The 14,098-nt window shown below is 72.0% G+C and carries 14 protein-coding genes; 4 read left to right on the top strand and 10 right to left on the bottom strand.

All coding sequences use genetic code 11. The annotated features are described in order from the left end of the window. Window positions 1-16 precede the first annotated feature (16 nt). Together AB0B64_RS07850 and AB0B64_RS07845 are read left to right on the top strand one after the other, a co-directional pair. Window positions 17-1,129, top strand: coding sequence for a CapA family protein (locus tag AB0B64_RS07850; protein ID WP_358175522.1), 1,113 nt, complete (start codon window positions 17-19; stop codon window positions 1,127-1,129). 82 nt (window positions 1,130-1,211) lie between these two features. Then, window positions 1,212-3,062, top strand: coding sequence for a PQQ-binding-like beta-propeller repeat protein (locus AB0B64_RS07845; protein ID WP_358175520.1), 1,851 nt, complete (start codon window positions 1,212-1,214; stop codon window positions 3,060-3,062). A gap of 29 nt (window positions 3,063-3,091) precedes the next feature. Here the strand turns inward: AB0B64_RS07845 and AB0B64_RS07840 are convergent, their stop codons facing one another. From AB0B64_RS07840 to AB0B64_RS07830, 3 genes are read right to left on the bottom strand one after another with little or no spacing between them, the layout of a single operon-like run. Further along, window positions 3,092-3,421 carry a DUF202 domain-containing protein gene (locus tag AB0B64_RS07840; protein ID WP_358175517.1) on the bottom strand — a complete coding sequence of 110 codons (330 nt, stop codon included), beginning with the start codon at window positions 3,419-3,421 and terminating at the stop codon, window positions 3,092-3,094. Window positions 3,422-3,428: 7 nt separating this feature from the next. Further along, complete coding sequence (locus tag AB0B64_RS07835) at window positions 3,429-3,755, bottom strand: DUF202 domain-containing protein (protein ID WP_225289460.1); 327 nt, start codon at window positions 3,753-3,755, stop codon at window positions 3,429-3,431. A gap of 44 nt (window positions 3,756-3,799) precedes the next feature. Next, window positions 3,800-4,189 (bottom strand): hypothetical protein, encoded by a 390-nt coding sequence (locus AB0B64_RS07830; RefSeq protein WP_358175514.1) that lies wholly within the window; start codon window positions 4,187-4,189, stop codon window positions 3,800-3,802. Window positions 4,190-4,285: 96 nt separating this feature from the next. Here AB0B64_RS07830 and AB0B64_RS07825 point away from each other — a divergent pair, with 96 nt between their 5' ends. Then, complete coding sequence (locus AB0B64_RS07825) at window positions 4,286-4,543, top strand: UBP-type zinc finger domain-containing protein (RefSeq protein ID WP_357941308.1); 258 nt, start codon at window positions 4,286-4,288, stop codon at window positions 4,541-4,543. Between the two features lie 39 nt (window positions 4,544-4,582). Here AB0B64_RS07825 and AB0B64_RS07820 read toward each other — a convergent pair whose 3' ends face one another. Both AB0B64_RS07820 and AB0B64_RS07815 read right to left on the bottom strand, forming a co-directional pair. Then, the gene (locus tag AB0B64_RS07820) at window positions 4,583-6,163 is read right to left on the bottom strand and encodes a Na+/H+ antiporter (protein WP_358175511.1); all 1,581 of its coding nucleotides are present in this window, start codon (window positions 6,161-6,163) and stop codon (window positions 4,583-4,585) included. A gap of 72 nt (window positions 6,164-6,235) precedes the next feature. After that, window positions 6,236-7,408, bottom strand: coding sequence for a hypothetical protein (locus AB0B64_RS07815; protein WP_357941304.1), 1,173 nt, complete (start codon window positions 7,406-7,408; stop codon window positions 6,236-6,238). A 249-nt stretch (window positions 7,409-7,657) separates the two neighbouring features. On the opposite strand from AB0B64_RS07815, the gene AB0B64_RS07810 reads away from it, so the two are divergent. Beyond that, entirely contained in the window at window positions 7,658-9,628 is a 1,971-nt protein-coding gene (locus AB0B64_RS07810) for an ATP-dependent DNA helicase (protein ID WP_358175508.1), read from the top strand. Between the two features lie 94 nt (window positions 9,629-9,722). Here AB0B64_RS07810 and AB0B64_RS07805 read toward each other — a convergent pair whose 3' ends face one another. From AB0B64_RS07805 to AB0B64_RS07785, 5 genes are all read right to left on the bottom strand, one after another. Then, the gene (locus tag AB0B64_RS07805) at window positions 9,723-10,481 is read right to left on the bottom strand and encodes an SGNH/GDSL hydrolase family protein (protein ID WP_358175506.1); all 759 of its coding nucleotides are present in this window, start codon (window positions 10,479-10,481) and stop codon (window positions 9,723-9,725) included. 186 nt (window positions 10,482-10,667) lie between these two features. After that, window positions 10,668-11,744 (bottom strand): 3-dehydroquinate synthase, encoded by a 1,077-nt coding sequence (aroB, locus tag AB0B64_RS07800; RefSeq protein ID WP_357941298.1) that lies wholly within the window; start codon window positions 11,742-11,744, stop codon window positions 10,668-10,670. Continuing rightward, a complete protein-coding gene (locus AB0B64_RS07795; protein WP_357941296.1) occupies window positions 11,741-12,241 on the bottom strand; it encodes a shikimate kinase in 501 nt (166 codons plus the stop codon). Before AB0B64_RS07795 ends, aroB begins: the two co-directional genes overlap by 4 nt. Then, window positions 12,238-13,419 (bottom strand): chorismate synthase, encoded by a 1,182-nt coding sequence (gene aroC, locus AB0B64_RS07790; protein WP_357941294.1) that lies wholly within the window; start codon window positions 13,417-13,419, stop codon window positions 12,238-12,240. Before aroC ends, AB0B64_RS07795 begins: the two co-directional genes overlap by 4 nt. Window positions 13,420-13,462: 43 nt before the next feature. Beyond that, window positions 13,463-14,098, bottom strand: a complete 636-nt coding sequence (locus AB0B64_RS07785) for an A24 family peptidase (RefSeq protein ID WP_358175503.1) — start codon at window positions 14,096-14,098, stop codon at window positions 13,463-13,465.

The following is a 14,098-nucleotide window of genomic DNA, read 5'->3' as shown; positions in this document are numbered from 1 at the left end:
GCCATACCATGGAGGCATGGGCGCTGACCTGGTGACCCTGTGTCTCTGCGGCGACGTCATGCTCGGCCGAGGTGTGGACCAGGTCCTGCCGCATCCCGGTGATCCCGCCCTGCGCGAGCCGCACATCGACGACGCACGCGTCTACGTCGAGCTCGCCGAGGCGGTCAACGGACCGATTCCGCGCCCCGTCGGCTTCTCCTGGCCCTGGGGTGACGCGCTGTCGATCCTGGACGCGCACGCGCGGGCCGTCCGGGTGGTCAACCTGGAGACGACGGTGACCACGAGCGGCGCGTACGCTCCGGGCAAGGCCATCCACTACCGCATGAACCCCGCCAACCTTCCCTGCCTGGCCGTGGCGCGGCCGGACGTCTGCGTACTGGCGAACAACCACCTGCTGGACTTCGGACGCGACGGGCTCGCCGAGACGCTCGACGCGCTGGCCGCCGCCGGGCTCGCGGCCGCCGGGGCGGGCAGGGACCTGGAGGAGGCGCGCCGTCCGGTGGCCGTGTCTGTGCCGGGAGGGCGGCGCGTGCTGGTGTTCTCGTTCGGCATGCCGTCCAGTGGTGTGCCACCGGACTGGGCGGCGGCCCCGGACCGCTCCGGCGTCGACTACGTGCCGCAGCCGTCGCCGGCCGCCGCGGCCGACATCACCGAACGGGTACGGCGGGCCAAGCGGCCCGGCGATATCGCGGTGGCCTCCATCCATTGGGGCTCCAACTGGGGGTATTGGGTCTCCCGGGAGCAGATCGAATTCGCGCACGCCCTCATCGAAGGCGGCGTCGACGTGGTGCACGGGCACTCCTCGCACCATCCGCGCCCGATCGAGATCTACCGCGGCCACCTGGTGCTGTACGGCTGCGGCGACATGATCGACGACTACGAGGGGATCGGCGGGTACGAGGAGTACCGCGGCGACCTGCGGTTGCTCTACCTCGCCTCGCTCGATCCGGACTCCGGACGGCTCGCCGCCCTGCGCATGGCGCCGCTGCGGGTCCGGCGCATACGGCTCAGCCACGCCGCACCCGACGACGCCGAGTGGCTTCGCGCGACCCTCGACAGGGTAGGCCGCGGTTTCGGGGGCCGGATCCGCAGCGAGCCCGGCGGCATGCTCACCTTGGTGGCGGACTGATCCAGGCGGCAGTGATCCATTGGGACCGACGTGACGAATAGGCTCGCGGGGCCTTGTGATCGGCGCCCCCAGGGGAGGATCAATGGACTGGCGGGCGATGGTACGGCTGACCGGCGCGGGCCTGGTCGCGCTCGGCGGGATCGGTGTCGTGGCGGCGTTGTTCGTTCCGTGGTCCTGGGCCGGCCTGGCCAAGGATCCCCCGGACACGACGACGTGGGTCGTGATCCTGGCTCTCGTGCCGGTGACCAGCGCCGGAATGGCGCTGTTGGCCATGCGCCGGGATGACGCGACGGCGACGAGGCTCGAAGTCGCGCGCGGCGGCGGAGCCTTGTCGGCCCGCACGACAGCCGACAACAGCCCAACGGCGGGCAGATCCATCGGCGCGCCGCTGACGGCCGCGGGCGCCGCCCTCCTGGCCGGTGGGATCGCCACGGTGGTCCTGCTGGACATCACCCCGGACGAAGGCATCCGAGCGGGCGGGCCGCTGACCGTGCTCGCCTGCGCCGCCACTGCCGCCGGCTGGCTACTGCTCCTCCCGATCCGCCGTAGATCGCCGCTGCTCCCGGCCCGCCGTACACCGCCGCTGCTCCCGATCCGCCGTACGCCGCCGCGCCGGGCACCGATCCCGATCGCCGCGGCTTCGGCGGTCCTGCTGCTCGTGGGGCTCGGCGCCGTCCCCGCCGTCGGCTGGTACACCGAGGGCCGCTTCGTCCGGCACACCACCAGCACGGCGCTGCCCGCCTTACCCAGTGCCCCGCCATCCCAGCTCGACCGCTATCGCTGGCAGGCATCCTCGGACCCGTTCCGGCTGATCGTCGAGCCCGTCACCGCGGGTCGCCACGTGATCGTCCCGGAGGGCGGGGGCGTACGTGCGCTGGACGCCGTCACCGGCCGCCCGCTGTGGTCCTATGAGCGTGACGACGTCACCAGGGACGAGGACCTCGCGGGCGTCGTGGTCACCTCCGACGGTCTCATGACCGTCCTGTCGTACCACTTCTTCACCGGCGCGCTGGTGGTGGCCCTGGACACCGTCACCGGCCAGGAGCGCTGGCGGCGCGAGCTACGGATGAGCCCGGTCGCCGGGCTGCCCCGCCTGGTCGACGGCGGTGAGGTGCTGCTGCTCGACAACACCGCCCTGGGCGGCGAGCTCGTCGCGCTGAATCGCCGCGACGGGCTGCCCCTGTGGCGGTGGAGCACGGCGAAGCTCGAGAACGGCTGCCGTGAGGTCGCCACGGCGGTGGCGGTGGCCGGTCCCGTCGCCGCGCTGCTGGCCGGCTGCCGCGGCAGGCCCGAGGCGGACATGGTGATCGCGCTGTCCACCACCGACGGGCGGCAACGCTGGACATGGAGGCCACCGGTCAGCGCGGGAACGCGGCCCCTGGGACTGGAACTGCCGATCCATTCGGCCGGAGACCGATTCTGGGTCGCGTACTCCCGGACATCGGCCGACGAGAAGACGGCGACGCGGTCCGCGGCGCTGCTCAACGCGGACACCGGCGCGATGACGGCGGAGCACCCGCTGCCGTCCGAGCAGCTGGAGCACTACCGGTTCCCGCTGGTCGCGGACGACACGATCATCTATCCGGGCGAGCCGGCCATCGGCGTGGACCTGGCCACGGGCCGGGTGCGCTGGAAGCAGCGGATGACCGAGCTTGCGGGCTGGGCGCCGATCGACGCGGTGAGCCGCGACGGCATCGCGTACCTGCTGCTGGGCCCGGCGGAGGACGCGGCGGACGACCCGGCCCGACCCGCTCTGCTGCTGCTCGCGCTCGACGTCGCCACCGGCCAAGTACGCGCCCGGCAACCCTATGACCCCTCAGGGTGCGGATCGAGCTGCGGCCGCAACACCACGGCCCGGCTCATGACGGGACCGGGCCTGCTCGTCGTGGGCTCGCTGGAGAAGGACGGGACCCGGCTGCGCGGCATCGGATGACCAGGTCAGGATGTGACCGCCCGTACCAGCTAGGCGAGAGCCAGGACGAACGCGAGCGCTCCGGCCGCCACGCTGAGCGTGCCGAGCCAGGCGAACAGCGCGTCGAGCCCGGCATCGACGGGCCGGCCGCCGTGCAGCGCCTCCTGGACGCGGCGGAACCGGGTCCTGGTCCTGAGCAGCAGCGCGGCGCCGCAGAGCGCGGCCGGTACGAACGTAACGACGACGGCGAGGGGCAGCGCGTGCCGCGCGGACAGGCCCATCGCGCCGAGCCCGCCCGACGACAGGGCCACGGCGGTGCGTACCCAGGCCAGGCGGGTCCGCTCGCTCTGCAGCCCGGGGTCCCAGATCTCCTCGGACATGGGCGGATCAGGCGCCCATCACGATGACCACCAGGGCGATCACCGCCACCGCCGCCACGCCGTAGCCGAAGACGGCGGCCAGGGCGGGCGGCGGCAGCGGCGCGCGCTCGCGCAGCGCGCGCTGGATGTTGCGCCAGCGCGGATAGGCCATGCCCGCCGCCAGCGCGGAGAGCGAGACCAGGACCACGGCCAGGGCGGTGCGCACCCAGGGGACGAACAAGTGGTCGGGGAGCGCCGCCATGGCGACGCCCCCGGCGCTGAGTGCCAGCGCGGTGCTCAGCCATGTGAGGAAAGTACGCTCGTTCGCGAGCGTGAAACGCGGGTCAGGCTCCATACGAACGACGCTAATTGGCACACATTCCCCCTAGAGAAGCCGGGTTAGCCGCCGCAGGCCTTGGCGACCTTCTCCAGGTAGGCGGCGGTCTCGGAGCCGACCTTCTGGGCCGCGTCGACGGCGTCGTTGACGTCCTTGACGTTGATGCCGCTCAGTGTCTTGGCCAGGTCGTCGGAGGCCTGCTTGAGCGTGGTGTTGGCGGCCTTGTCGGCCACCTCGTTGAGCTTGGCGGCGCTGTCGTCGAGGGCCTTCTCCATGGCCTTCGGGTCGTCCTTCAGTTCGGTGAGCTTGGCGCCCAGCTCGGTGACGATCTTGGGGGCCTCCAGGCAGGACTGGGCCTTGTCGATGGTGTTGTTGACCTCACCGCAGCCCGCGGCGAAGACGAACATGGTGAGGGCGGCAAGGGGCACGAACTGACTTTTGAGGCGACGCATACTCCGAACCTACCCAACGGGTTCACGCCCCGGCGGGCCCAAGCGGGGAGGGGTGCCGGCAAATGGCCGTGCCGCAGAAGCTCTAGGATTTCACCTATGGCAACGTGTGAGCATATTTCCCAAGCGGACGACCCGGCCCCGCGCACGCCCGAGGGCTGCGAGGAGTGCCTGGCGGCGGGTGGCCGGTGGGTGCACCTGCGCCGCTGCCTGGAGTGCGGTCATATCGGGTGCTGCGACTCCTCACCCAACAAGCACGCCACCAAGCACTTCCACGCCACCTCGCACCCGGTGATGCAGTCGTACGAGCCGGGCGAGAGCTGGAAGTGGTGCTTCGTCGACAACGCGATGGCCTGATGCGGGCCTGACGCTGACAACGCGATGGCCCGGCACGGCCTAACGCTCCAGGATGGCCTCCTCGAAGTCGAGCTCGGCCATCACCTCGCGCAGCACCTCGTCGTCGAGGCGGCGTTCGTCGCGTAGCCGGACGAACGTCTCGCGCTCGGCCTGCAGCATCTCCCGGCGCAACCGGCGATAGAGCGTGCTGGGCGTCTCGGCGCCTCCTTGAGCGGTGCCGCCGCCCAGACGCTCCCACGCGGTCAGCGAGCGCCGCCACGACTTCTCCCTGAGCTGGTCGATGACCTGCTTCTGGATCTCGTCGGGCTCGCCTTCGGCCTCGATCAGCCCGTCGAGCACCTCGGTGCCCGCGGCGAGCGCGGCCTGCTGCGCCGCCGCCTCGGCCAGCCTGTCCTCATACTGCTCCTGCTCGCTCGACACGCGCAGCCGCCTGATCAGCGCGGGGAACGTCGTGCCCTGCACGAGCAGCGTGCCTATCACGGTGGTGAAGGTGAGGAAGAGCAGGATGTCGCGGTCGGGCATGCCGACCGGAATGGCGAAGGCGGCGGCCAGCGAGACGACCCCGCGCATGCCCGCCCAGCTGATGATCACGGTCGGCGCGGGCTCGGGCGCCGGTTCGTTCCTGCGCCTCCCGGTGAACAGCCACGTCAGGTACGTGACGGGGAACATCCACACGAACCTCGACAGTACGGTCACCAGGAACACGACGACCGCGTACAGCGCGACCTCCCAGGCGCCGTAGCCGCCGATCCCCTTGATCACCGTGACCAGCTGCAGGCCGATCAGCGCGAAGACGATCGCCTCCAGGAAGAAGTCGGTCACCTTCCACACCGCGTCGGACACCAGCCGGGTGCCGAACCCCCGCTTGTGCATCTGGTTGCCGAGATAGAGCCCGACGATCACCACTGCGATGACGCCCGAGGCGTGCACCGACTCGGCCGCCAGGTAGGCGGCGAACGGGATCAGCAGCATCAGCGTGTTCTCGACCAGGGAGTCGCGGGTGTGCCGGAACACCCAGGCGAACAGGAACGCCAGCGCCAGCCCGATCGCCACCCCGGCCGCCGCCGAGTAGAGGAACTCGCCGACCCCGTCGAGCAGGTCCACCGTGCCGCCCACGGCGGCGCCGATCGCCACGCGGTAGAGGGTCAGCGCGGTCGCGTCGTTGAACAGGCTCTCGCCGATGAGGATCGTCAGCGCCCGGCGCGGCAGCCCGAGCCGCCGGCCGACCGCGACGGCGGCCACGGCGTCGGGCGGCGCGATGATGGCGCCCAGCGCGAACGCCGCCGCCAGCGGCAGATCGGGCAGCAGCAGGTGGACGACCAGCCCGACGACGGCCGTCGTGAACAGCACCAGCCCGACCGACAGCAGCGCCACGGCCCGCTTGACGTCACGCAGGCGCAGGTAGGAGCTGTCGAGCGCGGCCGAGTAGAGCAGCGGCGGCAGGAACACGAACAGCACCAGCTGCGGGTCCAGCGGCACGGCGGGCACCAGCGGCGAGACCAGCAGCCCGGCGGCCACCAGCAACAGCGGCGCCGGCCAGCCCTTGCGCCGGGCGACGGCGGCGACCGCGACCGCCCCTGCCGCCACCAGCAGCAGTTGCAGGCCCATCGTGGGGTTCACGGCGCTCCTCCACCTCGGCACGGGCACGCGAAGGCAGCGTACCGCTCATGAGATGGGCCGCCCGCCTCGGGCTCACCACTCCCTGCGGCGGTCCCTGTCGTCGTCGTACTCCTGGTCGGGACGGAGCCGCTCACCGGTGGAGAACATCGGGTCGCCCACGTAGGGCCGGGACAGGTCCGTCTGGTACGGCGTCCCCTGCTGCTGGTTGCTTCCCATCGAGAACAGCGGGTCGACCGGGTTGGGCGGGGTCTGGTAGGCGGGGAAGCCGTCCGTGGAGGGGTAGGGCACCTGCGTCGGCGGGTACGCGTCGCGCTTGGCGTAGGTGATGGGCTCCCGGGGCCGGCCCGCACCCGGAATGCCGTGCATCGGGGTGCCGAGACCGGCCGGGTCCGGCTGCTGCGCCGGTTGCTGCTGGTATCCGCGCTGGCCATAGGGGTCGTGCGGCTGCTGGGCGAAGGGCTCGGGCTGCGGCCGGCTCGGCGCGGCCGTTTGGGAGGGGAAGCCGAGCGGGTCGGTGTTGGGCGCCTGCCTGCGGCGATTGCCGGGCATCTGGTAGACGGGCTCGCCGGGGTCCTGGACCGGCGCCGGCTGCGCGTACTGCTGGGGCTGCTGGGGGCCGGTGAAGGGGTCGCCGGTGTACTGGGGGGCGCCGCTATAGGGGTCCGGGGCGGCGGGGACCGCGTACTGCGGGCCGGTGAAGGGCTCGGGCGGCTCGGGCTCGGTGTACTGGGGGCCGGTGAACGGCTCGCGGGGATTCGGCTGGCCGTACTGCTGCGCGCCGTAGGAGCCCTGCTGGCCGTACTGCTGGCCAAGAGGCTCGCGCGGCGCCGGCGCGGTCGTCTCGCCGTAGGAGGCGACCAGCTTGTCCTGAGGCGGCGGGGCGCCCCTGGCCACCAGGACGTCGTTGGGGGACAGAGCGGCGGTGGGCCGGTCCTCGTGCGGCGGCGGTGGAGAGCTCTGGTGCGGCCGTTGGTATTGGCCGGTGCCGGGGATCACCTCGGTGCCCGGGTCGTGCGCGGGCACGGCGGGCTGCTCGCCCGTGGCCTCGGCGAACCCGTCATCGAGGGTGTCGAGCAACCGGCCGACATCGTCCATCGGCATGCGGAAGCTGGCGGTGCACATCTCACCTCGCCACAGGCTGAGCACCAGGGTGCCCTCATGCCACGTGACCCGGAGACACCGCTCCTGACCTCGAGCATCGAAGAACACTTCGCCGAACGACGGCAACGGGACAACTTCCGACATGGCAGACATACTGCTTTAACCAGCCTTTATCCGTCCACTCAACCCCGGTAAACCCTACTGAACCGGCTCTCCCCATCTGACCTCATACCCCACTGGCCACTTCCAGGTAGGTCTTTTGGGCCAGTTGGAGTTCCGATCGTTCAGTGTGCCACGCGAGCCGCTGTGGACGTCCCAGAACGCCGGGATGCGTCTGCACGATCACACGGCGTTCGGCGCGTCGACCCCCGATTGCAGGTACCGTTTACTGCCGTGCCGGACTCCCATCTTCCCTCAGCCGAAGAACTGCTCAGCATCGCGGTCAGCGCTCTCGGAGGGAGCGAACGGCGGGGCCAGATCACGATGGTGCAGGCCGTACAACGGGCCATCGAAGAAGAGGAACATCTGGCGGTCCAGGCCGGCACCGGCACCGGAAAGTCGCTCGCCTACCTGGTGCCCTCGATCAGGCACGCCATGGAGGCCGACAAGCCGGTGGTCATCTCGACGGCCACGATCGCGCTCCAGCGGCAGCTCGTGGACCGCGACCTGCCACGGCTGGCCGAGGCGCTCGGCAAGGAGTTGCCGCACGAGCCGACGTTCGCGATCCTCAAGGGCCGGCGCAACTACCTGTGCCGCTACAAGGCGACGGCGGGCTGGCCCGAGGACGACGAGCAGGACCAGCTCTTCGACCCCCGCGAGGTCGGCGCGACGGGCCGGATGGTCCAGCGCATCCAGGAGTGGGCCGAGGAGACCGAGACCGGCGACCGCGACGAGCTGGTGCCCGGGGTCAACGAGCAGGCGTGGCGGCAGTTCTCGGTCAGCGCTCAGGAGTGCCTGGGCGCCACTCGCTGCCCCAGCGGCGCCGAGTGCTTCGCCGAGCTGGCCAGGAGCCGGGCCGGCGAGGTCGACGTGGTCGTCACCAACCACGCGCTGCTGGCGATCGACGCGATGGGCGACATCCCGGTGCTGCCCGAGCACGCCATGGTGGTCGTCGACGAGGCCCACGAACTCGTCGACCGGGTGACCTCGGTGGTGACCTCCGAACTGTCGGAGAGCTCGGCCGCGCTCGCCGTGCGCCGGGTCGGCCGGCTCATCGAGCAGCCGATCGCCGACCAGCTCATGGAGGCGGCCGAAGACCTCAAGGCGCTGCTGGCCGCCGCTCCCCCCGGACGCGTCGACGAGCTGCCCGAAGTGCTCGGGCTCACGCTGGCGCTGGTGCGCGACGCCTCGGCGCGGTGCGTCTCGGCGCTCGGCCCGCGCGGCGGCGACAAGGACGATCCGGACAGAGCCGGCCAGCGCAAGGCCGCCTTCACCGCGCTCGACGAGGTGCACGACACGGCGGTGCGCATGCTCGAGGCCTACGGCCACGCCTCGGAGGAGGACCGGGCCGAGGTGGTGTGGCTGGAGGGCGCCACCGACCGGCGCCCGCCCGTGCTGCGGGTGGCCCCGCTCAACGTGGGCGGCATGCTGCGCGACCGGCTCTTCGGCGACCGCACCGTGGTCCTCACCTCGGCCACGCTGGCGCTCGGCGGCACCTTCGACGGCCTGGCCCGCCAGTGGGGCCTGGGCGACAAGGGCTGGCAGGGCATCGACGTCGGCTCGCCGTTCGACCATCCACGGGCGGGCATCCTGTACGTGGCCAAGCACCTGCCACAGCCGGGCCGTGACGGCCTGCCGCAGGCCTACCTCGACGAGATCGCCGAGCTGATCGAGGCGGCGGGCGGGCGCACGCTCGGCCTGTTCTCCTCGATGCGGGCCGCCAAGGCCGCCACCGAGGCGCTGCGCGACCGGCTCGACGTGCCGCTGCTGTGCCAGGGCGACGACTCCACGATGCTGCTGGTCAAGCAGTTCGCCGAGGACGAGGCGACCTGCCTGTTCGGCACGCTGTCGCTGTGGCAGGGCGTCGACGTCCCCGGCCCGTCGCTGCGGCTGGTCATCATCGACCGGGTCCCGTTCCCGCGCCCCGACGACCCGCTCACCTCGGCCCGGCAACGGCACGTGGCGGCCAAGGGCGGCAACGGCTTCATGACGGTCGCCGCCACGCACGCCGCCCTGCTGCTCGCCCAGGGCACCGGGCGGCTGCTGCGCGCCCAGCACGACAAGGGCGTCATCGCCGTCCTCGACCCGCGTCTGGCCACCGCCCGCTACAGCGGCTTCCTGCTGGGCTCCCTGCCACCGTTCTGGCGCACCACGGACCCGGCGATCCCCCGAGCCGCCCTCAAGCGCCTGGCCACGGAAGACTGACCCGCCCCCGCCTGCCCGGCAGGGGTTTTGAGAGCCGTGCTGGGCAGGGAGCCGTGCCGGTCAGCGGGCCGTGCCGGTCAGCGGGCTGGGCTGGTCAGTGGACCCAGGGGGCGAGGTCGGGGCGTTTCGGGTCAAGGCCGTCGCCCGAGGAGGCGCCGCGCAGGCGGCGGGTCACCCACGGCACCAGGTGCTCGCGGATCCACTGCGCGTCCTCGCGGCGCCGGGCGCGCGGGTCTATGGTGCGCTCGGGCCACACCTTGTGCCAGTCGTCGAACGGCACGCCCAGCACGTCGAGGACCCGGGCGGCCACCAGGCGGTGCCCGTCCTGGTTCATGTGCAGCCGGTCCTCGCTCCACGCCCGCCAATCCCGCAGCCCCTGCATGGACCACTGGTCGACGAGCCGGCACCCGTACAGGTCGGCGATGGAGCGTACATGCAGATAGAAGATCGCGAAGCGGCCGCGCAGCCGCCGCATCACCGGCGTGTCGCGCGGGTCGACGCCGGTGAACAGCAGCACGTCGGCGCCGGTGGCCCGCAGGTCGCGCACGGCGCGGGCGAGCCGCTTGGCCATCACGTCGGGGTCGCTGCCCGGCCGCAGCAGGTCGTTGCCGCCCGCACACAGGCTGACGAGGTCGGGCGCCATCTCGACGGCGATCGGCACCTGCTCGGTGACGATCTGCTCGAGCAGCCGGCCGCGCACGGCCAGGTTCGCGTAGCGGAAGGACGGATCGTCGGCCGCCAGCCGCTCGGCCACCCGGTCGGCCCAGCCACGGTAGTGGCCATTGGTGCCGGGGTCGTTGAGACCTTCGGTAAAGCTGTCACCAAGAGCCACGAAAGAGCGATATTGCCTCATGACCTGCTGTTCATCTCCGCCGTGCCGTGGTGCGTCAGGACATCTGACTGTAGTGCGAACCCCGCCGCCACGCCCGCCGCCACCCCGACACGCGTGCAAAGTAATCCAGCGGAAGACGGTTAAGGAACGACGATCGGGGGAAAGGCGCCGGCTCTGCGGTCCGGGACGCTGCCGGCTGCCGCAGCGTCACCGGCCTACGGCCCGGTAGGCGGCCTCCAGGAGCTCCTCGGAGGGCCCTTCCAGCCGTCCCGGCTTCGCCAGCCCGTCGAGCACGACGAAGCGCTGCTTGGCGCCCCGGTTCTTCTTGTCCAGCCGCATGTGGTCGCGCAGTCGCGGCCACGCGTCGGCCCGGTAGGTCGTGGGCAGGCCGACCGAGGTGAGGATGGTCCGGGTGCGCTCGACCAGGTCGATCCCGATGCGCCCGTCGAGCCTGGACAGCTCGGCGGCGAACACCATGCCGATGGCGATGGCCTCACCGTGGCGCATGGTGTAGTGCTCGGCTCGCTCGATCGCGTGGCCGAGCGTGTGACCGTAGTTGAGGATCTCGCGCAGCCCGGCCTCGCGCAGGTCGGCGCCGACGACGTCGGCCTTGATCTGGATCTTCCGCTCGATCAGCTCGCGGGTGTGCGGCCCCTCGGGCGTGGCGGCGGCGTCGGGATCGTCCTCGATCAGCATGAGGATGGTGGGGTCGGCGATGAAGCCGCCCTTGATGATCTCGGCGAGCCCGGCCGCGTAGTCGGCGCGCGGCATGCTCGACAGCGTGCTCAGCTCGCACAGCACGCCCGCCGGAGGCAGGAAGGTGCCGACGAGGTTCTTGCCCTCGGGGGTGTCGATGCCGTTCTTGCCGCCGACCGCCGCGTCGACCATGGCCAGCAAGGTCGTCGGCACCAGCACCACCTGGACGCCGCGCAGCCAGGTCGCGGCGATGAACCCGGCCAGGTCGGTGGTGGCTCCCCCGCCGACGCCCACGACGGCATCGGAGCGGGTCACGCCGTAGCGGCCCAGGGCGGACCAGAGCTCGGCGGCCACCTCGATCGACTTGGCCGCCTCGCCGTCGGGCACGGGCAGCTCCACCACGTCGTATCCGGCGCCGGACAGCGCCTCGCAGACCGGGCGGGAGATCTCGGGCAGGCCCGCCGGGTGGATGACCGCGACCGTGCGTACGCCCGGCTTGAACAGCCCGGCCAGCTCCGGCAGCACGCCGGTGCCGATCACCACCTCGTAGGGGCTGTCGCCGCGGACGGCGATCCTGGTCGCGCTCACGACGGGAGCCCCTTCATGATCTCTTCGGCCAGCTCGGCGGGCTCGCGCTTGTCGGTCACGACCGTCAGGACGGCGAGCCGCTCGTAGATCGGGCGGCGCTCCTCCATGAGCTTCTTCAGCTGGCTGCGCGGGCTGAGCACGAGCAGCGGCCGGGCGGAGGCCAGGCCCACCCGCTGGACCGCGTCGGACAGGCCGACCTGGAGGTAGACGACCGGCTGGCCGGCCAGGAGCCGCTGCGCCTCCTCGTTGAGCACCGCGCCGCCGCCCAGGGCCAGCACGCCGTCGTGCTCGGCCAGCGCCTTACGTACGGCCAGCAGCTCGAGCTCGCGGAAGCGGGCCTCGCCCTCCTCGATGAAGATGTCGGCGACGGGCTTGCCCGCGGTGGCCTCGACGTCGGCGTCGGTGTCGCGGAACGACACGCCGAGCAGGCCGGCGAGCAGGCGGCCGAGGGTGGTCTTGCCGGACCCCGGGGGGCCGATCAGCACGGCCTTGATCATTTGATCACCATCGATGACAGGTAGCCGGACAGGTTGCGGGCGACCTCCTCGACGGAGTCGCCTCCGAACTTCTCGAGCGCCGCGTCGGCCAGCACCAGCGCGACCATGGCCTCGGCGACGATGCCCGCGGCCGGGACCGCGCAGACGTCGGAACGCTCGTGGTGCGCCTTGGCCGCCTCGCCGGTCTTGACGTCGATCGTGGCCAGCGCCCGCGGGACGGTGGAGATGGGCTTCATCGCGGCGCTGACCCGCAGGATCTCGCCGTTGGTCATGCCGCCCTCGACGCCGCCCGCGCGGTTGGTGATGCGCTTGACGCCGTCGGCCGCGGTGTATTCGATCTCGTCGTGGGCGCGCGAGCCGGGCCGGCGCGCGGTCTCGAAGCCGTCGCCGACCGCCACACCCTTGATGGCCTGGATGCCCATGAGCGCTCCGGCCAGCCGGGAGTCGAGGCGGCGGTCCCAATGGGTGTAGCTGCCCAGGCCGGGCGGCAGGCCGTAGGCGAGCACCTCGACGACGCCGCCGAGCGTGTCGCCCTCCTTGTGTGCCTGGTCGATGACGGCGACCATCGCGGCACTGCCCTCGGGGTCGGCGCACCTGACGGGGTCGGCGTCGATGCGCGCCAGGTCGTTGGGGCCCGGCAGGTTTTCGGTGGGCGTCTGGGCGCCGCCGATGGAGGTGACGTGGCTGACGATGTCGACGCCGAGCGCCTGCTTCAGGAAGCGCCTGGCCACCTCGCCGAGCGCGACACGGGCCGCGGTCTCGCGGGCACTGGCCCGGTCGAGGACCTGGCGGGCGTCGTCGAAGCCGTATTTCTGCATCCCGGCCAGATCGGCGTGGCCCGGCCTGGGGCGCGACCTGGGGGCGTTCCTGGCCAGGCCGTCGAGCTCGGCCGGGTCGACCGGGTCGGCCGACATGACCTTCTCCCACTTGGGCCACTCGGTGTTGCCGATGCGGACGGCGATCGGGCTGCCCATCGTGCGGCCGTGCCGGACGCCGCCGGCGATCGTCACCTGGTCCTGCTCGAACTTCATCCGGGCGCCGCGGCCATAGCCGAGCCGGCGGCGGCGCAGGGCCTCGTCTATGGCGGCCGTGGTCACCTCGACCCCGGCCGGCAGGCCTTCCATGACGGCTACGAGCTCGGGGCCGTGGGACTCTCCGGCGGTCAACCAGCGCAACATGCGTACAAGTCTTCCACGTGCCGCCTAGTGGGATGTCCGGTGTTCACTGGCCGAGACAGAGCGCCGTGAAGGCGCCGAGCAGCATGAACGGGCCGAAAGGGAACTGTGTGTCGCGAGTGGCGCGTCTGGTGAGGAGCAGGACGATGGCGTAGAGAGCGCCTGACAGCTGGCCCGCGACGGCCGCGACGACCCACGCCTGCCAGCTCATCGCCGCGGCCGCCATGCCGATCAGCCCGGCGAGCTTGACGTCGCCCAGACCCATCGCCTCCGGGCGGGCGAACCAGAGCACGGCGTACGCGGCGGCCAGCGCCAGCGCGCCCAGCAGCGCCCTGGGCAGTTCCCCCGTGGGCAGCAGGGTCAGCGCCAGGATCGGGTACGACGGCAGCGTGATCACGTCGGGCAGCCTCGTGGTCCGCCAGTCGATGAGCGCCAGGGCCGTACCTGCCAGGGCGAAGTAGACGTACGGCAGGCCCGCGCGCCAGGCGACCAGGGCGGCGACGGCGGCGGTGGCCACCTCGACGGTGGGCGGCCAGCGCGGCACGGGCACCGTGCGCAGCACGGCGTCCAGGGCGGCGTGGGCCTCCTCGCGGGTGTCCGGGGGGTTCGGTACGAAGCAGCCGGCGAGCGTCCTGATGTAGCGGCCGACGATCAGGCCGAGGAGCGTGACGAGTGCCACCAC

The organism is Nonomuraea sp. NPDC049129, from assembly GCF_040648495.1.
Taxonomy (GTDB): domain Bacteria; phylum Actinomycetota; class Actinomycetes; order Streptosporangiales; family Streptosporangiaceae; genus Nonomuraea.
The sequence above is the reverse complement of the archived record's forward strand: the minus strand, read 5'-3'. Positions and strand labels throughout refer to the sequence as shown.